Source organism: Mesorhizobium kamtschaticum (assembly GCF_056174585.1).
Map to the genome: position 1 here is coordinate 6396147 of NZ_CM149691.1, position 18724 is coordinate 6414870.

Genomic DNA, 18724 nt, shown 5'->3' on the forward strand with positions numbered 1-18724 from the left:
GGCTACTTCAACCGCCAGAGCTTGCGGGCATTGCCCGACAACAGCCTGTCGCGCTCCGTGACGCTGCAGCCGGCAAGCAGCGCATGGGTCGCGCCAACCCAGGTCAAGAGACCGCCACCAAGCGTGCAGACCGGCCAGTCGCTGCCCCAGACGACACGGTCCCAGCCGAACGCAGCGATAGTGTGTTCGACATAGGGCCGCAATGTCTCGACCGTCCAGGCAGGGCCGGCATAGGCAACGACGCCCGATATCTTGGCCATGACATTCGGGCGCCGCGCGATCTCGCTCATGTGCTCACGCCAAGGATGCTCGGCGTTGCCGTTGATGTCGGGCACGCCGCAATGGTCGAGAACGAACTGGACGTCGGGCGCCAGGTCGGCCAGCGCTGTCGCCTTGGGGATCTGGTGCGGCAGCACGACGAGATCGAAGGTCAGGCCGGTGCCGCCAAGCCGCTTGATGTTGTCGCGGAACAGCGCGCCTTCCGAGAGATCGTCCGGCACGACATGGAGGACACGGCGGAAGCCCTTGACGAAAGGATTTGTCTGCTGGCGTTCGAGATAGGTGGCAAAGTCAGCCCCTTCCGGCCGGCACGATGCGATCACTCCGGTGAGCATGCTGCCGGGCTGCCGCGACAGACCTTCGACCCGTGCGGTCTCGGCTTCGATATCGGCCGGATCGACATCGACCTCCATGTGCAGCACGCGCTCGACGCCGACACGCTGCGCCTCGGTGGCGTATTCCTCGTAGGAGAAATCGCGGTTGAGCGCCGGCACGCCGGCAAGCCAGGGATAGCGCAAGGCCGAGCGATCGATGAGATGCAGATGGGTGTCGATGATCATGGCGAGGCTCCTCCTCTTGGCTGTTCAAATCATCTCACGGAGGAATTCTTCATTCAAATAAGAATTTATGCCGATGAACCGACAGTCGAGCCTGCCAGGTGCGACAGCTTCTCGCACGTTGCCAGCAAGAGCTCGATGGTCCGGGTGATGTCGGGCGCGGCAGGCGTGTTGATGACGGTGATGTAGGGGATCGACAGCGCTGCGATCGCCCTGCCATCGGAACTGCGCACCGGTGCCGAGAGATTGAAGACGCCGGCTGTCTGCATCGAGGCCATCATCTCGTAGCCGCGGTCACGGATCTGGTCCAGCCGGGTGAAGAACTCCGCCGATTGCGGCGTCTTGTCGGTGCTGCGGACGTATTCGGAAATCATCATCTGCCGCTCTTCCTGCGAGCGGAAGGCGAGCAGCACGTGGCCAGATCCGGTGTCGAACAGGCTGATGTGGGAGCCGACCCGGATCGAGATGCCCAGTAGTCCGGGGCCTCCTGCTGGGCGATGACGACGGCGGAACCGCGATCAAAAACAACGAGTTGGTTGGCCTGCTGCGATGTCTCGGCCAGTTCACGCATCAGCGGCGTGGCGTAGGAGACCAGCCGCCGCACAGGGGCATGCAATTGCGCCAGGCCGAACAATTTCAGCGTCAGCGAGTAGCGGTCGCCATCCAGCCTTGTGACATAGCCGCGCCGCACCAGCCGGTCGAGCATGCGGTAGAACTCATTGGGGCTGCGGTCGAGTTTCTTGGCGATTTCGGCCTGCGTCAGGCCACCGTCGACGCCAGCCAGCAACTCAAGGATGTCGAGCCCCTTGTCGAGCGCCGGCGCGCGGTAGCGCTCGTCTTCGCTGTCATCCATGGGCCATCTCTCCAGTGAATTCTGCCCTTCATATACGCAGGAACGCTGCCGGCGGAAACAAATTTCGCCTTGACGTATCCATGAATGTTTTGTTTGTATATGAATGTAGCACTTCTTGTCATCAGACGAGTTGCGGTCGCCTGCCAAGGCGCACCAAGGGAGGATACCAATGAACAGACTGCTTTCCGGCGTGTCCGCCGGCGCATTGTTGCTTGCATTCGGTGCAGGCACGGCCCTTGCCGGCGACCTGCCCGGCAAGTTCGAAGGCGTGACCGTCGACGTGAAACTGATCGGCGGCCAGCAATATGAAAAGCTCTACGAGCGCATTCCCGAATGGGAGAAGGCGACCGGCGCCAAGGTCAACATCCTGACCAAGAAGAACGGCTTCGACATCGACAAGGAGCTCAAGTCCGACATCGCCTCGGGCAGCGCCAACTGGTGCGTCGGCTGGAACCATTCGTCCTTCGCGCCGCAATATACCGGCCTCTACACCGACCTCAGCAAATTGCTGCCCAAGTCGGAGATCGACGCCTTCGTGCCGTCGACGATCAAGTCGGCGACCATCGACGGCAAGCTGGAGATGTTGCCGCGTGCACAGTTCGACGTTTCGGCGCTCTACTATCAGAAGAGCCTCTACGAGAACGCCGACAACAAGACCAAGTTCAAGGCGAAATACGGCTATGATTTGGTGCCGCCGGACACCTGGAAGGAGGTCACCGACCAGGCCGAGTTCTTCGCCAACCCGCCCAATTTCTACGGCACGCAATTTGCCGGCAAGGAAGAAGCGATCAATGGCCGCTTCTACGAGATGGTCGTCGCCGAGGGCGGCGAATATCTCGACAAGGACGGCAAGCCGGTCTTCAACTCCGAGGCCGGCATCCGGGCGCTCGACTGGTTCGTCAATCTCTACAAGGCCAAGGCCGTGCCGGCCGGCACGACCAACTATCTCTGGGACGATCTCGGCCAGGGCTTTGCCTCGGGCACCGTCGCCATCAACCTCGACTGGCCGGGCTGGGCCGGTTTCTTCAACGATCCGAAGTCGTCGAAGGTCGCCGGCAATGTCGGCGTGAAAGTCGCGCCGAAGGGTTCCTCCGGCAAGCGCACCGGCTGGTCCGGCTTCCACGGCTTCTCGGTGACCGAGAACTGCCCGAACAAGGAGGCCGCGGCCTCGCTGGTGTGGTGGTTGACCAACGAGGACAGCCAGAAGCTCGAAGCGGCCGCCGGCCCGTTGCCGACCCGCACCGCGGTCTGGGACTGGGACCTCAAGCAGGCCGAGAACGATCCCTACAAGAAGGAGGTTCTTTCCGCCTTCCAGGAAGAAGCCAAGCACGCCTTCGCCGTGCCGCAGACGCCTGAATGGATCGAAATCTCCAACGCCGTCTACCCTGAGCTGCAGGCGGCAATCCTAGGCGACAAGACCTCCAAGCAGGCTCTGGATGAAGCGGCCGCCAAGGCGACGCAGATCCTCCTGGACGCCGGCAAGCTGTAGAAACGACTTCCAAGGCTGCCTCCCCCATCGTGATGGGGGAGGCGATCGCGTCTTGGCGTATGCTCGGCGATACATGGCCCTTTCGTCGCGTCCGCCTCGGCGCCAGTCCAATGCAACATCTCAGGAATTCTGATGATGGGCTTCAAGCCATCCGCGCCATTCCTGCTGCTGCTTCCAGCCTTCATCGTGCTGGCGGCGGTCGTCGTCGTGCCGCTGCTCTTGTCGCTCTATTCCAGCTTCACGCCGTTCCGGCTGACCAAGCCCGAGACATTTTACGTCTTCATCGGTTTCCGGAACTATCTGTCGATCCTGGCCAACACCGATTTCTGGTGGGCGTTCGGCCGCACCGTGCTGCTGCTGACCATCGCGCTCAATCTCGAAATGCTGCTTGGCCTCGGCCTCGCCATGCTGGTCGAGAAGGCGACGCGCGGCCAGCGCATCCTGCGCACGCTGATGATGTTTCCGATGATGTTCTCGCCGATCCTGGTCGGCTTCCAGTTCAAGTTCATGTTCAACGACAATATCGGCCTGGTGAACAACGCCCTGCAGTCGCTCGGCATCACGCAGGACGCCATCCCATGGCTGATCGAAGGCCATCTCGCCTTCATCGCCATTTCGATCGCCGAGATCTGGTCGTCGACGGCGATCTTCGCCATCCTGATCCTGGCCGGCCTGCTCGCCATGCCCAAGGAGCCGATCGAGGCGGCGCGGGTCGATGGCTGCACGCCGTGGCAGACATTCCGCTATGTGACATGGCCGTTTGTGATGCCTTTTGCCTACATCGCCATGACCATCCGCTCGCTCGACGTGGCGCGCGCCTATGACATCGTCAAGATCATGACCGATGGCGGACCGGCGGGCCGTACCGAACTGTTGTGGACGCTGGTGGCGCGCACCGCCTACAGCGACGGGCGCATGGGCATGGCCAACGCCATGGCCTATTTCTCGATCCTGCTGTCGATCGCCTTCACCGTCTATTTCTTCAACAAGCTCGCCGCGGCGCGCACGCAGATCGGTGCGGAGTGGTGATGGACGAGAATTCTTCCGCCCGCCTGAAGCGCCGGCTGCTCGGCATCGTCTATCGTATCGGCCTGTTCCTGGCGATGCTGACGATCTGCCTGCCGGGGCTGTGGATCGTCATCTCGTCGCTGCGGCCGACCGTCGAGATCATGGCCAAGCCACCGGTGTGGATCCCGCGAGAGATTTCGTTCGACGCCTATGTCTCGATGTTCTCAGGCATCGGCAAGGGCGGCATTCCGGTCATCGAATATTTCCGCAACTCGCTGATCATCTCGGTGACCTCGACTGTCATTGCGGTCGCCATCGGCATGGCCGGCGGCTATGCCTTCGCGCGCTATCGTTTCCGCGGCAAATCCAGTGTCTTCCTCGGCCTGATGCTGACGCGCACGGTGCCGGGCATCGCACTGTCGCTGCCGCTGTTCTTCCTGTATGTGCGGCTTGGCATCATCGACACGCATTTCGGGCTGATCCTTGCCTATGTCGCGCTCAACGTGCCGTTCACGATCTGGCTGATCGACGGCTTCTTCCGCCAGGTGCCGAAGGATCTCGCCGAAGCCGCGCAGATCGATGGCTGCACGCGCTGGCAGGCGTTCTGGCAGGTCGAGTTCCCGCTTGCCGGGCCTGGCATCGCCTCGGCCGCCATCTTTGCCTTCCTGACCTGTTGGAACGAATTCGCGCTGGCCTCGCAGCTGACCCGCTCGGTCAGCGCCAAGACGCTGCCGGTCGGCCTGCTAGACTATACGGCCGAGTTCACCATCGACTGGCGCGGCATGTGCGCGCTGGCGGTGGTGATGATCATCCCGGCGCTCACCCTCACCTACATCGTCCAGAAACACCTTGTCGGCGGCCTGACCTCCGGCGCGGTGAAAGGCTGATCCCATGGCAACGGTTTCCCTCAAAAAACTGACCAAGCGCTACGGCAATATCGGGATTGTGCATGGCATCGACCTTGATATCGCCGACCGCGAATTCATCGCGCTGGTCGGCCCGTCCGGCTGTGGCAAGTCGACGACGTTGCGCATGATCGCGGGGCTCGAAGAGATCAGCGCCGGCTCGATCGAAATCGGCGGACGTGTTGTCAACGATCTGCCGCCGCGCTCGCGCAACATCTCGATGGTGTTCCAGTCCTACGCGCTCTATCCGCACATGACGGTGCGCGAAAACCTAGGTTTCTCACTGAAGATCGCCGGTGTCGCCAAGGAAGACATGGAGCGCCGGGTCGCCGAGGCCTCGGCCATTCTCGGCCTCGACACCCTGCTCGACCGCCGCCCGTCGCAACTGTCCGGCGGCCAGCGCCAGCGCGTCGCCATGGGCCGCGCCATCGTGCGCGACCCCGACGTGTTCCTGTTCGACGAGCCGCTGTCCAATCTCGACGCCAAGCTCAGGACGCAGATGCGCACCGAGATCAAGAAGCTGCATGCCAAGGTGCAGTCGACGGTGATCTACGTCACCCACGACCAGGTCGAGGCGATGACGCTGGCCGACCGCATCGTCATCATGCGCGACGGCCATATCGAACAGGTCGGCACGCCCGACGAGGTGTTCCGGCGGCCGGCGACGCGCTTCGTTGCCGGCTTCATCGGCTCGCCACCGATGAATTTGCATGAGGCAACGATCGATGACGGCCAGATGGTCTTTTCCAGTGGTGAAAAGCTGCCGCTGCCCGGCCAGTTCAGGGCCAATGTCGCGACCGGCGACAAGGTGGTGTTCGGGCTGCGGCCCGATGACATCTATCCGGCGGGCCATGGCATCAGCTCCGGTGGTGCCGCCGACGTCCACCAGATCGAGCTGCCCGTCACAGTCACTGAGCCGCTCGGCAATGAGACGCTGGTGTTCGTCGAATTCAACGGCACGGACTGGGTGTCGCGCATGCTGAACCCGCGACCGCTGCGGCCGGGTGAGCAGGTCGCCATGAGCCTCGACATGTCGCAGGCGCATCTGTTCGCCACCGACACCGGAAAGACATTGCGGAGCTGACGGACATGGCCAGAATCGAGAAAGTCGAACTGCGGATGGTGGACCTTGTGCCCAAGGTCAAGCGCACCGACGCCATCCAGAGCTTCGTCAGCCAGGAAACGCCCATCGTCACCATCACCGATTCCGACGGCGCGGTCGGCACCGGCTACAGCTACACGATCGGCACTGGCGGCTCGTCGGTGATGCGGCTTTTGTCAGACCATCTGGTGCCGCGCCTGATCGGCCGCGACCCCGACATGATCGAGGCGATCTGGCACGATCTCGAATTCGCAACGCACGCCACCACGATCGGCGCGATTACGGCAATCGCGATCGCCGCAATCGATACCGCACTTTGGGATCTCAGGGCCAAGAAGCAAAACCTGCCACTGTGGAAACTGGCCGGTGGCGCCAAGGACCGCTGTCCGCTCTACACCACCGAGGGCGGCTGGCTGCACATCGAGACGGCAGCACTTGTCGACGATGCGCTGGCCGCCAAGGCTAAGGGCTTTCGCGGCTCGAAGGTGAAGATCGGCAAGCCGCATGGATCTGAGGATCTCGCCCGCTTGTCGGCGGTGCGCAAGGCGGTTGGCGACGGCTATGAGATCATGACCGATGCCAATCAGGGTTTTTCAGTCGACGAGGCGATCCGGCGCGCTGCGCGGCTGCGCGAGCTTGACCTTGCCTGGATCGAGGAGCCGCTGCCGGCCGACGATATCGCCGGGCATATCAGGTTGTCGAACTCGACGCCGACGCCGATCGCCATCGGCGAGTCGCTCTATTCCATCCGCCATTTCCGCGAATACATGCAAAAAGGCGCCTGCTCCATCGTCCAGGTCGATGTCGGCCGCATCGGCGGCATCACGCCGTGGCTCAAGATCGCGCATGCGGCGGAGGCCTTCGATATTCCGGTCTGCCCACATTTCCTGATGGAGCTGCATGTCAGCCTGACCTGCGCTGTTCAGAACGGCCGCTATGTCGAGTACATTCCGCAACTCGACGAGTTGACCGGCAAGCATATGCGCATCGAGGATGGCCACGCACTGGCGCCCGACGAGCCCGGTATCGGCATCGACTGGGACTGGGACGCGGTCAAGGCCATGAGCATCGCCGAATTCACCACGGCGATCACCAAATAGGGGAACGGACATGCAGCGGATGGGGATGGTGCTGGGGCTGAAGCCGGAAAAGGTCGAGGAGTATGTCCGCCTCCATGCCGCCGTCTGGCCCGACGTGCTGACCATGATCTCGGCCTGCAACATCAAGAATTATTCGATCTATCTGAAGCGGCCGGAGAACCTGCTGTTTTCCACCTTCGAATATCATGGCACCGACTATGCCGCCGACATGGCCAGGATGGCAGCCGACCCGAGGACGCAGGAATGGTGGGCCGTTTGCATGCCGTGCCAGGAGCCGCTCACGACCCGTAAGGAGGGCGAGTGGTGGGCTTCCATGGATGAGGTCTTCCATCATGACTGAAGGCGGTTTCGACCCTGCCTCGCTCATCCAGTCCTGGCCAAACCCGTCAAAGCCCCGACCGATCGTTACCTTTGGTGCCGGATCGATCGTCGGCGACGCGCATTTTCCCGCCTATCGCAAAGCGGGCTTTCCGATCGCCGGCCTCTATGATCCGGACCAGGCCAAGGCGCAGGTCCTCGCCGCAAAATGGGGTGTGACGGCATTCCGGTCGGTCGACGAAGCCGCTTCCGTCAAGGATGCGATCTTCGATCTGGCAACGCCGCCGGGACGGCACGCCGAGATCCTGAAGGCGTTGCCCGACAGCGCGGTCGCACTGATCCAGAAGCCGATGGGCAACTATCTTGGCGAGGCGACCGAAATCCTCGAAATCTGCCGCGCCAAGGAGCTCAAGGCGGCGGTGAATTTCCAGCTCCGCTTCGCGCCGATGATGCTGGCGCTCAAGGACGCCATCGCCAAGGGTTGGCTAGGCGAGGTCGTCGATTTCGACGCCTGGCTGGCGCTGACGACGCCGTGGCAGCTGTGGGAGTTCCTGCTCAAGGCGCCGCGCGTCGAAATCGCCATGCACTCGATCCACTATCTCGACTTGATCCGGCAATTGCTCGGCGACCCCAAGGGCGTGCACGCCAAAACGCTCGGCCATCCCAACCACAAGGTGGCGCAGACGCGCACCAGCGCCATTCTCGACTATGGTGAGACCGTGCGCTGCGCGCTGTCGATCAACCACGACCACAAATTCGGCCGCCGGCACCAGGCCTGCGAATTTCGCATCTGCGGTACGGAAGGTGCGGCCTACCTGAAGCTCGGCCTCAACCTCGACTATCCCCGGGGCGAACCGGATATACTGGAGATCTATCCGAAAGGCGGAGCGGACTGGGTCGCCGTGCCCTTGGCCGGAGAATGGTTCCCCGATGCCTTTGTCGGCCGTATGGCCAATGTCCAGCGCTTCGCCGCGGGCGAAGACGAACAATTGGTCAGTTCGGTCGAGGACGCCTGGAACACCATGGCGCTGGTGGAAGCCGCCTATAAATCGAGCGCGGCCCCGGCGACGCCGATCGCGGAAAGACCCTGATGGAACAGATCACCTATTTGGAAGACTATGAAATCGGCTCGTCGCGGCTGACCAGCGGCCGCACCATCACCGAGACCGACTTCATCGTCCATGCAGGCCACACCGGCGACTTCTTTCCACACCATATGGACGCCGAGTACATGAAGACGACGCCGTTCGGCCAACGCATCGCGCATGGCACGCTGGTGTTCTCGGTCGGCATCGGGCTGACAGCCAGCATCGTCAACCCTGTCGCCTTTTCCTATGGCTATGACCGGCTGCGCTTCATCAAGCCGGTGTTCATTGGCGACACGATCAAAACCCGCACCACCATCACGGCCAAGGAAGACGATCCGAAGCGGCCGGGCTCAGGGCGCGTGATCGAACGCTGTGAGGTGATCAACCAGCGCGGCGAAGTGGTGCTAGCGGCCGACCACATCTACATCGTCGAACGCAAGCCGGCGCAGGGCTGAAATTCAGCGCAACCCTAAGAGCCGGTGGCGCGCTTCGTGATGCGCTCCAAGCCGAGCAGCAGGACCAGCGTTGCCGCCACCAGGATCATGGTCAGCGCCGCACCGGCAAAGATGTCACCGCGATCGGTGAGGCTGAAGATCGACACCGGCAGCGTCACCCAGCCCGGCGGATAGACCATCACGGTGGCGCCAAGCTCACCCATCGACAGCGCGAAGCTCAGGCCAAAGGCCGCGACCAGATAAGGCGCCAGCAAGGGCAGCGTGACGTGCCAGAGCCGGTAGGCCGGCCGTGCGCCGAGGCTCGACGCGACCTGTTCGAAGTCGGGCGACAGACGCGCCAGGCCGGCCGAGACATTGCCGAAAGTGAAAGCCGAGATCAGCACGAAATGCGCGATCATGACGATCGCGATCGTACCGTTGAGGAGCAGCGGCGGATGGCTGAACGCCACCAGCAAACCAAGGCCGACAGAGACTGAAGGCACCGCGCTGGGGATGAAGAACAGCAGGCCAAGCAGGCGCTTCAAGGAAGGCCCTTGCAGGCGGAGCGACAGAGCTGCCCAGGTGCCGCTGACCAGCGCTAGAGCGCTGGCCAGGAAGCCGGTGATCAGGCTGGCCTTGACCGAATTCCACGCCGACCCCCTGATGACATCGGTGTAGTGCTCCGTCGTCAGGCCGTTGGGCAGCACGCCGTTCCACTGGTCGGCGAGGCTGGACAGGAGAATGACCGCCAGCGGCGCCAGGAACAGCACGCCGAAAATCAGCGCGAACAGCACCCACAACACGATGCGACCAGGGCGGGACCAGACCAGCATGGTTAGACTCCCAGCCGGCCGGCGGCGAAACGGTAGAGGCCGAACAGGCCGAGCGACAGGGCGATGTTGACCACGGCGATGATGCAGGCGACCTGATAGGCCGATTCCTGGATCGCCTTGCCGTAGATCAGCAGCGGCAGCGTGATGACGCCCTTGGCGCCGATGAACAGCACGATGCCGAATTCATTGACGGTCAACAGCAGGCAGAGACTGCCGCCGGCAATGAGCGCGGGAATTGCCGCCGGCAGAATGACCTGACGCACGATGCGGAATGGCCTGGCGCCAAGCACGCTCGCCGCTTCGATCTGGCCACGGTCGACCAGCGAGAAGGCGGCGAGCAGCGGGCGCAGGATGAAGGGCGTGTAGACGGTGACTTCGGCCAGCACTACGCCCCAGGTCGAATAGAGGAAATCGACCGGCGGCAGCGGCAGCGAGAAAGTCTCCATCAGCCCGGCGTTGAGCATGCCGGCCGAGCCGTAGAGGAAGGTGAAGGCAAGCGTCACGAGGAAGGTTGGCAAGGCGATGAAGGTGTCGATCAGCCGGGCGATGAAACCGCTGCCGGGGAACGGCACGAAAGCAAGGATCAGCGCCAGCACGAGGCCGACGATCAGACATCCGGCCGTGGCGGCAACCGAGATCGTCACCGTGTTGATCAGCGCGTTGAGGAAGAAGCGCGAATGCAGCACGCGAAAAATCTCGGCGGCATTGGCAACGCCGCTGTCGTCGAGGAAGGCTTGCCGGGCAATGAGCGCTAGCGGGTAGAAGAACAGCAGCGCCAGCAAGGCCGCCGGCGGCACGATCCAGAACTTGCCGGGTTCCCGCCTGATCGCCGGCGCGCCAATTGCGACGGCGTCAGACACCGGCGTCTTCCGGAAGCAGCGAGGTGTCGGCGGGCGCGAAGAACAGCGGCACCTTGGCACCGGGTTCGGGTAAAGCGATCGGCAGCTTCGTTGCCGAGACGCGCACCGGCGTGCCGTCAACATCGAGCACAAGATGGGTGAGTTCGCCCTGCCAGTGGACTTCCCTCAGCGTGCCGACGATGCGGTTGCTGTGCTCACTGTCGGCCGTTAGGCTGAGGTGCTGCGGCCGGATGCAGAGCAGGCTCTTGTCGCCGGCCTTCTCGTCACGCCCGGCGCCTGTGAGCACCGCGTCGCCATGCCTTGCCGTGGCAAATCCCTTCGAGCCAGCGGGTTCGGCAACCGTCACCGGCAGCAGGTTGGCACGGCCGAGGAATTCGGCGGTAAACCGGTTTGGCGGGCGGCGGTAGAGTTCTGTCGTCGGTCCGTGCGAACAGACCCTGCCGTCGCGCATGATGGCGATCTTGTCGGCAAGCGTCAGCGCTTCGGTCTGGTCGTGGGTGACGTAGAGGATGGTCAGGCCCGGCAGGCTGCGGTGCAGGCGGGCGATCTCCTCGACCATGTTGCGGCGGATCTGCGCATCGAGCGCCGACAGCGGCTCGTCGAGCAGCAGCACGCGCGGCCGCACGGCAAGCGCGCGGGCAATCGCGACACGCTGCTGCTGGCCGCCCGAAAGCTCACGCGGATAGCGCCGTGCGAAAGTCGCCATGCCGACAGTGGCGAGCGCATCTTTCACCCGTTCGCCGATCAGCGCCTTGTCGGCGCCTTGTGCCCGCAGGCCGAAGGCCACGTTGTCCTCGACCCGCATATGTGGAAACAGCGCGTAATTCTGCACCACCATGCCGAGGCCGCGCTCGTAGGGCGGCAGATCGGTGACGTCGGTGGCGCCGATGCGGATGCGGCCGCTTGCCGGCCGCACGAAGCCGGCGACGGCGCGCAAGGCGGTGGTCTTGCCGGAGCCGGACGGGCCGATCATCGCCAGGATTTCACCCGGCGCAATGTCCAGGGTCAGCGGATGCAGAACGACATGCGCGCCATAGGCGACGCTGACCTTGTCGAAGTGGACATTGGAACCGGCGCCGCGAATTTTCGCGGCGTCGATGTCCATGACACTGGTACCAGTAAAGGCGACAGCCGACATGGCGGAGCTCTCCGGATGGTTTCCTTTGGAGGTCAACTTCCGGTCGCTTCGTTCCACTTCTTGACGTAGTCGGGCAGCTTGCTCAGCGCCTCGTCCCAGTTCGGCGACCAGATGGTCAGGCCCTTCATCGCCTCCTGCAGCTTGGCGAAGTTGGCGTCGGTCGGCGTCACGTCCTTGCGGGCGGGCATGCCGATGGCAACGGAGCTTACGGTCGACTGGGCTTCCTTGGAAAGCAGGAAGTCGATCAGCTTCTTGCCGTTGTCGCCATTCGGCGCACCGGTGACCAGGCCGATTTCATAGGGCAGCGCGAAGGTGGAACGCACGCCGTCAGGTCCCGCCGGCCAGAACACCTTGATGTTCGGGTTGTCGGCCATTTGCGACATGTTCATCTGCAGATCGCCATTGGCGACATGAAGCTCGCCCTTGTTGACCAGCGCGGTCAGCTTGCCGGTCGAGGCCGACGGGCCGACATTGTTGTCCTGCAGCTTCTTCATGAATGCGAAGCCGGCATCCTCGCCGCCGAAGGCATGGATGATCTGCAGCATGACGGCGGTGCCGTCACCGGCCTGACCGGGGGTCGAATACTGGATCTTGCCCTTAAACTTCGGATCGAGCAGATCGTCGTAGGCCTTCGGTGCCTCCGAAAGCACGGCGCTGTTGTAGATGAAATTCATGTAGTTGTTGACCAGCGGCCGGTACTTGTCGGTGCCGCCGTCGATCTGGTCAGCGCCTGCCGGCTTGTAGTCCTGCAGCAGGCCGTCGGCGGCGGCGCGCTGGACGAAGGGCGGCAAGGTCACCAGCACGTCGGCCTGCGGGTTCGACTTTTCCTTGGCGACGCGCTCGACAACACCGCCGGAGCCGGCCTCGATATACTGCACGGTGATGCCGGTTGCCTTGGTGAAAGCGGCGAATTCAGTCTCATACCAGCTGCCATTGCCGTCATGCAGGCCGTCGGCGGAATAAATGGTGACGACGCCGTCGGCGAACGCCGGTGCGACGAGAGCCGACGACGCCGAGAGCGACGCGGCGAAGGCCATTGCGATGGTTGTGTTTCGCGATTTCATGGATCAGTTCCCCTGTGATTGATGGCACATTCTGCGATGCACTAGGACCGATCGGCTTCGTGTCTCTGGCGGACGTTGAGCCGATTGGATGTCGTCGTTGTGACAACTCTGGGGATCGGCGATCGATAAGTAAAATCTATTTATTTTATGACAGGCAAGCTTCTGCTGATATTTGTCATGGAACTGTCGCATCGCTGTCGCGGGCGCGATTGCGGCGACGCGGAAGGCGCCTATCCCGTTGAAAGATATGCTTTATCAGCTGAACTGGACGCCTGACGTCTGCGCCCGCAAACGTGGTCATTTGAGCGGATGGTCACTGGCCGGCCCTCGATGACCTCGAAACAGCGCGCGAGCGTGTCTTCCTCGAGCCGACGCATCGCCTCGTGCGTGAAGAAGGTGAGATGCGGAAACAGGATCACGTTGTCGCGATCAAAGAGCTCACGCATCGGATGAGCCGACCTGGAAAGCGGCTCCACCGAATAAACGTCGAGCCCGGCACCACCGATGCGCCCGGCGACAACAGCCTCGACAAGCGCCGCCTCGTCGATGAGCGCGCCGCGCGAGACGTTGACGATGATGGCGGAAGGCTTCAGGCAGGCGAGTTCCGCCTTGCCGATCAGGCCGCGCGTCTTGTCGTTCAACACACAATGGATCGAGACAAAATCGCAGACGCGCAGCATGGCTTGCAGGTCGTCAACCTTCTCGATGCCGGCGGGCGTGCATGGTCGCGGCATCGACACCGGGATCGAAGCCGAGAACCCGGGTATGAAATCCCTGGCCTGCCATGCGCGCCACGCTGCGCCCGATCTTGCCGCAGCCGACGAGGCCAAGCGTGGCGCCGGAAATGTCGCGCCCGAGCCAGCGCTGTTCGGGCCAGACCCAGCCATCGCGCGACACCGCCGCCGTTATAGCCGGCAGCCGCTTGGCCAGCGCGATCATCAGGGCGAAGGCGCCTTCGGCGACGGTTTCCTCGGCATATTCGGGCACATTGACGACAGGAATGCCGCGCCGCATCGCGGCAGGAATGTCGATGGCATCGATGCCGACGCCGTATTTGACAATGCCTTTCAATTTGGGAGCGGCCTCGATCACCCGCGCCGTGATCGGCGTGTAGCACATCAGCAGAAGATCGGCGTCGGCGACGGCCTCGATGAGATCGTCTTCGGCAATGCCGTCAGGCAGCGTCACCAGCTCGACGCCCCGCGCCCGCAAGCCGGCATCGATGCCGGGGCACTCGAGTTCCCGATCGGTGCGGATGGCCTTCACGATCATGCGGCCAGCACGGCGGCCTCGACAATGTCGAGCGCGCGGTCGAGGTCGGCTTTCGAAATGACCAGCGGTGGCGACAGCGTCAGCACATTGCCCTGGCTGACCTTGAAGCTCAGGCCCTGCTCCAGGCAGGCGTAGAAGACGCGCTCAGCAAGCTCCCGCGCGGGCCGCCGCGTGGCGCGATCCTCGACCAGTTCGACGCCGACCATCAGCCCCCTGCCCCTGACGTCGCCGACATGGGGCGAGCGGGCCATCAGGTCCTGCATGCGTCCGAGCATATGCCGGCCAAGCTCGGCCGATCGTTCGACCAGCCCTTCTTCCAGGATGATGTCGATGGTGGTCAGCGCCGCGCGCGTGGTCACCGGGTTCTTCTCATGGGTGTAGTGGCCGATGGCAAAGCCGCCGGTGACGTCAAGGTCGCGGCGGGCGATGACGGCGGCGATCGGCAGGATGCCGCCGCCGAGCGACTTGCCGAGAACGACGATGTCGGGCGTCACGCCATCATGCTCATGCGCGAAGAATTTTCCTGTCTTGCCGAGGCCGGTCGGGATCTCGTCGAAGATCAGCAGTGTGCCGTGCCGGTCGCAGGCCTCGCGCACCCGTTTCCAGAAACCGGGCGGCGGCGGGTTGGGCGTCGCCCGCATCGGCTCGGCGACGACCGCCGCCACGTCCTGTTCGCGGCCAAGCACATAGGCGATCATGTTGGCGCAGGCGAGTCCCGAGGCTTCCAGCGAATCGTGGCCATAGGGGCAACGATAGCCGTCCCAGGGCGCGACATGCTCGGTGCCGGTCATCATAGGGCCGGCGATGTGCGAGCGGAAGGTCGCCTCGCCGCCAACGCTTGCGGCGCCGAAGCCGGCGCCATGAAACGCATCCCAGAACGACACCGTCTTGAAGCGGCCGGTCGCGGCGCGCGCGATCTTCAGCGCCACCTCGATGGCGTCCGAGCCGCCGGTGGTGAACAGCACCTTGCCGAGATCGCCGGGTGCCAGTTCTGCCAGCTTCTCCGCCAGTTCGACAGCGGGCTCGCAGGTGAAGCGGCGCGGCGCGAAGCAGAGGTCATCAAGCTGTTTCTTGATCGCGGCCACCAGTCTTGGATGGCCATAGCCGAGGTGATGCACGCTGTTGCCGTGGAAATCCATGAAGCGGCGGCCGACGGTGTCCTCGATCCAGATGCCTTCCGCCTTGGCGATCGTCGAAAGGCAGGGGCTGGACAGGCTCTGGTGCATGAAGGCGGCCGCATCGCGATCGAGCAGGCCGCGAATGCGGGGATCGTCCTGGCCAGCATCCCAGCGGCCGCGTGCCGCTGTCGTGTTGGAATCGCCCTCGGTGTGCACAAGCTCAGATATCGCGGCCATCATGGTCTCCGAAACGCGAATGAGGGAGCGTCAAAACGCCCCCTCGGTTGGTCTGTCAGTTGCTATGGTCCGGTCAGGACCAGGGCAGCGAAAATGTCTTCACATTGGTGTAGCTCTTCATCGCCTCGATGACGCCTTCCTTGTAGCCATTGCCGCTGTCCTTGATGCCGCCGAAGGGCGACATCTCGATCCGGTAGCCCGGCACTTCCCAGATGTTGACCGTGCCGACTTGCAGGCCAGCGATGTATTTCTGCATGCGGGGAAAGGAGTTGGTGCAGACGCCCGACGAAAGGCCGAAGGCGGTCGAGTTGGACAGTGCGATCAGCGCCTCGTCGTCGTCCGGTGCGCGCACGATCGGGATGATCGGCCCGAACGTCTCTTCCATCACCAGTTCGGATGTGTGCGGCACGCGATCGACGACGATCGGCGGCAACAGTGCGCCCCGGCGGCCCGGATTGTAGAGGATTTCGGCACCTTGCTCGGCCGCCATATGGACACGCGCTTCGAACAGTGCTGCCGCCTTCTCGTGCACGACGGTGCCGAGGTCGGTCGAGCGGTCCATCGGATCGCCGAAGCGGATTCTTTTTGCCCGCTCCAGCACCAGCGGCACGAAGCGGTCGGCGACGCTTTCCTGGACGAGGATGCGCTTGACCGCCGTGCAGCGCTGGCCGGAGTTCTTCGTCGCTCCGGCCACCGCCAGGTCCGCCGCCTTTGCCAGATCCTCGTCCGACAAATCATTGAGGATGATCAGCGGATCGTTGCCGCCGAGTTCCAGCACCTGGCGCTTGTAGCCGGCGGTGCGGGCGATCATCTTGCCGACTGGCACGCCGCCGGTGAAGGTGATCAGGTCGATATTCTCGTTGGTGATCATCTCGTTGCCGATATCGACCGGCCAGCCGGTCACTACCGACAGCATTTCCGGCGGCAGGCCGGCTTCGTAGAGAATATCGGCCAGTAGCAGCGCCGTCATCGGCGTCAGTTCGGTCGGCTTGACCACCACGCAATTGTTGGTGGCGATCGCCGGCGCCACCTTGTGCGAGACCATGTTGAGCGGATGGTTGAACGGGGTGATCGCCGAGATCGCCTTCAGCGGCTCGCGCGTGGTGAAGATCTTGCGCGCCTTGCCGTGCGGGGTGAGATCGCAGGAGAAGATCTGGCCGTCATCCTGGATGCACATCTGCGCCGACAACGTGAACACGTCATAGGCCCGGCCGACCTCATAGAGCGAATCCGTCTTGGAGATGCCGAGTTCCAGCGTGATGAGATCGGAGATTTCTTCGCGGCGCGACGCCAGAGCTTCGGCGGTGCGAAACAGGATCTGCTGGCGCTCGTAACGGGTCAGCTTCGACCTGTAGCCGGCGGCGATCTCGAAGGCTTTTCGCGCATGCTCGGCGCGGCCGGCAGGCACGGTGCCGATAACGGTGTCGTTCCAGGGATAGCGCACCTCGACGACGCCGTCGGCATCGACCTTCTTGCCGGCGATACGCATCGGCTCGTGGCGAACTTTGATGGCAGGGTCAAGCTTGGTCATGTGAGTCTTCCCAGTGCTCAGTGAGCCACATTGGTCTTTTGTCGGCTAGGCCATCGCGTCTCGGCAATGGCTTCCCCCACTCCGTCGCCGCTCCGCGGCGCCACCTCTCCCCTCCGGAGGGAGAGGAAGGGAGCCAAGGCTGTCGAGCTCAGCGCCCTTCCTCTCCCCGTCGATCGGGGGAGAGGTGGCCCGAAGGGCCGGAGTGGGGCTCGACCAGCACTATCATGGATGGCTACACGTCCTACCGGCGCCCAACTCAACCCTCACGCCAGTGCCGCTGCCATGGTGGCGCAATAGAACGCGTCGAAGTTGCGCAAGGTCGGCTCATTCGGTAAATCCGGCAGCACGCGGTTGACGATGAACGGCACCTCCTGCTCGGTCAGCCCGCCATGCGAGCGCAGCGGCTCGTTGAGCGCTGCCAGATCGTGGCGATGTTCCGAGGTGCCGATGGTCTTGTTCTCGGTCGAGATCAACACGATGTCGCCGATGCGGTCAGCCGGCAGCTCGAAGCGCTCGCAAGCGGTCGGGCTGTCGACGACCAACATGATGCCGTCGATCTTGGCGAGCCGGGCCATGATATCGGCCTTGTCAGCGCCATCAGGCAGATAGGCGGTGGCGAACGAGCCGAGCGCGCCGTGATGCACGACATAGGGGTCGGTAATCGGCAGGATGACCCTGGCCGCGTCCTTGCCCAGCCATTCGTCGAGCAGGTCCTGGACATAGACGACGTCGGGTGAGCCGTCGGCCTTGTGCTTGGGCTTCATGCCATGGTCGGCGGTGACGACGATGGCCGCGCCCAACGCATCGAGCTCGGTCAGGTACTTGTCGAACATTTCGTAGAAGGCGTTGGCCTGCGGCACGCCCGGTGCGTATTTGTGCTGCACATAGTCGGTGGTGGTCAGGTACATGATGTCGGGGCGGAACTCCTTCAGCAGCTGGACGCCGGCGGCAAAGACGAATTCCGACAGTTCGGCTGAATAGACCTCCGGCACAGGCAGCCCGAAATGCTTCGAGGCATTGTCGATGCCATGCTCGGCCTTGGTGGTGGTGTCGGACTTTTCGGCCGAGAAGCACAGCGCGCGGCCTTCGTCGAACGCCAGTCCCTTGCCGAGCAGGGCGCGCAGCTTGTCCTTGGCGGTGACCACGGCCACCTTGGCGCCGGCATCGTAGAAGGCCTGAAAAATCGTCGGCGCGCGCAGGAAGCGCGGATCGTTCATCATCACTTCCTTGCCGGTCTCGCGCTCGTAGAGATAGTTGCCGCAAATGCCATGCACGGATGGCGGACGGCCGGTGGCGATCGACAGATTGTTGGGGTTGGTGAAGCTCGGAATGACCGAGTGGGCAAAGCGCACCGTGCCCTTCTGCTTGATCCTGACCAGAGCCGGCATCAGCCCGGCCTCTATCGCTTCGTCGAGATAGGCCGGCTCGCAGCCGTCAAGGCAGATGGCGATCGCCGGCACACGCGGCCAGGCGTAGGTGCGGCCGTTGACGGCGACGTTGATGGGAGACATCTGGTTCATTGAAAAATCCTCGAGATC

General features: G+C 63.3%; 18 protein-coding genes and 1 pseudogene. 8 read left to right on the forward strand and 11 right to left on the reverse strand.

The genetic code is table 11. The features are described from left to right. Nucleotides 1–2 precede the first annotated feature (2 nt). Both AC0V7N_RS31770 and AC0V7N_RS31775 read right to left on the reverse strand, forming a co-directional pair. Nucleotides 3–839: an amidohydrolase family protein gene (locus AC0V7N_RS31770; RefSeq protein ID WP_475452162.1), complete on the reverse strand. Its 837-nt coding sequence runs from the start codon at nt 837–839 to the stop codon at nt 3–5. A 65-nt stretch (nt 840–904) separates the two neighbouring features. Next, nucleotides 905–1689, reverse strand: a pseudogene (locus AC0V7N_RS31775) (IclR family transcriptional regulator). A 169-nt stretch (nt 1690–1858) separates the two neighbouring features. On the opposite strand from AC0V7N_RS31775, the gene AC0V7N_RS31780 reads away from it, so the two are divergent. The 8 genes from AC0V7N_RS31780 to AC0V7N_RS31815 all read left to right on the forward strand — a co-directional run bounded on the left by AC0V7N_RS31780 (nt 1859) and on the right by AC0V7N_RS31815 (nt 9154). After that, nucleotides 1859–3178, forward strand: coding sequence for an ABC transporter substrate-binding protein (locus tag AC0V7N_RS31780; protein WP_475452164.1), 1320 nt, complete (start codon nt 1859–1861; stop codon nt 3176–3178). A gap of 132 nt (nt 3179–3310) precedes the next feature. Next, nucleotides 3311–4207, forward strand: coding sequence for a carbohydrate ABC transporter permease (locus AC0V7N_RS31785; protein ID WP_475452167.1), 897 nt, complete (start codon nt 3311–3313; stop codon nt 4205–4207). Further along, nucleotides 4207–5073 carry a carbohydrate ABC transporter permease gene (locus AC0V7N_RS31790; protein WP_475452168.1) on the forward strand — a complete coding sequence of 289 codons (867 nt, stop codon included), beginning with the start codon at nt 4207–4209 and terminating at the stop codon, nt 5071–5073. The genes AC0V7N_RS31785 and AC0V7N_RS31790 overlap by 1 nt, the downstream gene beginning before the upstream one ends. 4 nt (nt 5074–5077) lie before the next feature. Further along, the gene (locus AC0V7N_RS31795) at nt 5078–6175 is read left to right on the forward strand and encodes an ABC transporter ATP-binding protein (protein WP_475452169.1); all 1098 of its coding nucleotides are present in this window, start codon (nt 5078–5080) and stop codon (nt 6173–6175) included. Between the two features lie 5 nt (nt 6176–6180). Then, nucleotides 6181–7293, forward strand: coding sequence for a mandelate racemase/muconate lactonizing enzyme family protein (locus tag AC0V7N_RS31800; RefSeq protein ID WP_475452171.1), 1113 nt, complete (start codon nt 6181–6183; stop codon nt 7291–7293). Nucleotides 7294–7303: 10 nt separating this feature from the next. Beyond that, on the forward strand, nt 7304–7633 hold the full coding sequence (locus AC0V7N_RS31805) for an L-rhamnose mutarotase (RefSeq protein WP_475452173.1): 330 nt from the start codon (nt 7304–7306) through the stop codon (nt 7631–7633). Continuing rightward, nucleotides 7626–8702 (forward strand): Gfo/Idh/MocA family protein, encoded by a 1077-nt coding sequence (locus AC0V7N_RS31810; protein WP_475452175.1) that lies wholly within the window; start codon nt 7626–7628, stop codon nt 8700–8702. Before AC0V7N_RS31805 ends, AC0V7N_RS31810 begins: the two co-directional genes overlap by 8 nt. Then, the gene (locus AC0V7N_RS31815; RefSeq protein ID WP_475460585.1) at nt 8699–9154 is read left to right on the forward strand and encodes a MaoC/PaaZ C-terminal domain-containing protein; all 456 of its coding nucleotides are present in this window, start codon (nt 8699–8701) and stop codon (nt 9152–9154) included. Before AC0V7N_RS31810 ends, AC0V7N_RS31815 begins: the two co-directional genes overlap by 4 nt. Before the next feature lie 14 nt (nt 9155–9168). On the opposite strand, the gene AC0V7N_RS31820 is transcribed toward AC0V7N_RS31815, so the two are convergent. From AC0V7N_RS31820 to phnA, 9 genes are all read right to left on the reverse strand, one after another. Next, nucleotides 9169–9966: an ABC transporter permease subunit gene (locus AC0V7N_RS31820; RefSeq protein ID WP_475452177.1), complete on the reverse strand. Its 798-nt coding sequence runs from the start codon at nt 9964–9966 to the stop codon at nt 9169–9171. A 2-nt stretch (nt 9967–9968) separates the two neighbouring features. After that, nucleotides 9969–10826: a 2-aminoethylphosphonate ABC transporter permease subunit gene (locus tag AC0V7N_RS31825; RefSeq protein WP_475452179.1), complete on the reverse strand. Its 858-nt coding sequence runs from the start codon at nt 10824–10826 to the stop codon at nt 9969–9971. Beyond that, entirely contained in the window at nt 10819–11964 is a 1146-nt protein-coding gene (locus AC0V7N_RS31830; RefSeq protein ID WP_475452181.1) for an ABC transporter ATP-binding protein, read from the reverse strand. The genes AC0V7N_RS31825 and AC0V7N_RS31830 overlap by 8 nt, the downstream gene beginning before the upstream one ends. Before the next feature lie 32 nt (nt 11965–11996). Further along, entirely contained in the window at nt 11997–13028 is a 1032-nt protein-coding gene (locus AC0V7N_RS31835) for a 2-aminoethylphosphonate ABC transporter substrate-binding protein (RefSeq protein ID WP_475452183.1), read from the reverse strand. A 230-nt stretch (nt 13029–13258) separates the two neighbouring features. After that, the gene (locus tag AC0V7N_RS31840; RefSeq protein ID WP_475452185.1) at nt 13259–13762 is read right to left on the reverse strand and encodes a 2-hydroxyacid dehydrogenase; all 504 of its coding nucleotides are present in this window, start codon (nt 13760–13762) and stop codon (nt 13259–13261) included. After that, nucleotides 13722–14300: an NAD(P)-dependent oxidoreductase gene (locus AC0V7N_RS31845; protein WP_475452187.1), complete on the reverse strand. Its 579-nt coding sequence runs from the start codon at nt 14298–14300 to the stop codon at nt 13722–13724. Before AC0V7N_RS31845 ends, AC0V7N_RS31840 begins: the two co-directional genes overlap by 41 nt. Continuing rightward, nucleotides 14297–15655 carry a (R)-1-hydroxy-2-aminoethylphosphonate ammonia-lyase gene (pbfA, locus tag AC0V7N_RS31850; protein WP_475452189.1) on the reverse strand — a complete coding sequence of 453 codons (1359 nt, stop codon included), beginning with the start codon at nt 15653–15655 and terminating at the stop codon, nt 14297–14299. Before pbfA ends, AC0V7N_RS31845 begins: the two co-directional genes overlap by 4 nt. Before the next feature lie 73 nt (nt 15656–15728). Further along, a complete protein-coding gene (gene phnY, locus AC0V7N_RS31855; protein ID WP_475452191.1) occupies nt 15729–17186 on the reverse strand; it encodes a phosphonoacetaldehyde dehydrogenase in 1458 nt (485 codons plus the stop codon). Nucleotides 17187–17449: 263 nt separating this feature from the next. Beyond that, entirely contained in the window at nt 17450–18706 is a 1257-nt protein-coding gene (gene phnA / locus AC0V7N_RS31860; protein WP_475452193.1) for a phosphonoacetate hydrolase, read from the reverse strand. Nucleotides 18707–18724 lie beyond the last annotated feature (18 nt).

Excerpts from the sequence above, each read along its gene's own strand:
- AC0V7N_RS31830 (WP_475452181.1), bottom strand. The coding sequence starts at position 11,964 with ATGTCGGCTGTCGCCTTTACTGGTACCAGTGTCATGGACATCGACGCC.
- AC0V7N_RS31770 (WP_475452162.1), bottom strand. The coding sequence starts at position 839 with ATGATCATCGACACCCATCTGCATCTCATCGATCGCTCGGCCTTGCGC.
- AC0V7N_RS31820 (WP_475452177.1), bottom strand. The coding sequence starts at position 9,966 with ATGCTGGTCTGGTCCCGCCCTGGTCGCATCGTGTTGTGGGTGCTGTTC.
- phnY (WP_475452191.1), bottom strand. The coding sequence starts at position 17,186 with ATGACCAAGCTTGACCCTGCCATCAAAGTTCGCCACGAGCCGATGCGT.
- AC0V7N_RS31845 (WP_475452187.1), bottom strand. The coding sequence starts at position 14,300 with ATGATCGTGAAGGCCATCCGCACCGATCGGGAACTCGAGTGCCCCGGC.
- phnA (WP_475452193.1), bottom strand. The coding sequence starts at position 18,706 with ATGAACCAGATGTCTCCCATCAACGTCGCCGTCAACGGCCGCACCTAC.
- AC0V7N_RS31785 (WP_475452167.1), top strand. The coding sequence starts at position 3,311 with ATGATGGGCTTCAAGCCATCCGCGCCATTCCTGCTGCTGCTTCCAGCC.
- AC0V7N_RS31790 (WP_475452168.1), top strand. The coding sequence starts at position 4,207 with ATGGACGAGAATTCTTCCGCCCGCCTGAAGCGCCGGCTGCTCGGCATC.
- AC0V7N_RS31805 (WP_475452173.1), top strand. The coding sequence starts at position 7,304 with ATGCAGCGGATGGGGATGGTGCTGGGGCTGAAGCCGGAAAAGGTCGAG.
- AC0V7N_RS31835 (WP_475452183.1), bottom strand. The coding sequence starts at position 13,028 with ATGAAATCGCGAAACACAACCATCGCAATGGCCTTCGCCGCGTCGCTC.
- pbfA (WP_475452189.1), bottom strand. The coding sequence starts at position 15,655 with ATGGCCGCGATATCTGAGCTTGTGCACACCGAGGGCGATTCCAACACG.
- AC0V7N_RS31795 (WP_475452169.1), top strand. The coding sequence starts at position 5,078 with ATGGCAACGGTTTCCCTCAAAAAACTGACCAAGCGCTACGGCAATATC.
- AC0V7N_RS31780 (WP_475452164.1), top strand. The coding sequence starts at position 1,859 with ATGAACAGACTGCTTTCCGGCGTGTCCGCCGGCGCATTGTTGCTTGCA.
- AC0V7N_RS31810 (WP_475452175.1), top strand. The coding sequence starts at position 7,626 with ATGACTGAAGGCGGTTTCGACCCTGCCTCGCTCATCCAGTCCTGGCCA.
- AC0V7N_RS31840 (WP_475452185.1), bottom strand. The coding sequence starts at position 13,762 with ATGCCGCGACCATGCACGCCCGCCGGCATCGAGAAGGTTGACGACCTG.
- AC0V7N_RS31800 (WP_475452171.1), top strand. The coding sequence starts at position 6,181 with ATGGCCAGAATCGAGAAAGTCGAACTGCGGATGGTGGACCTTGTGCCC.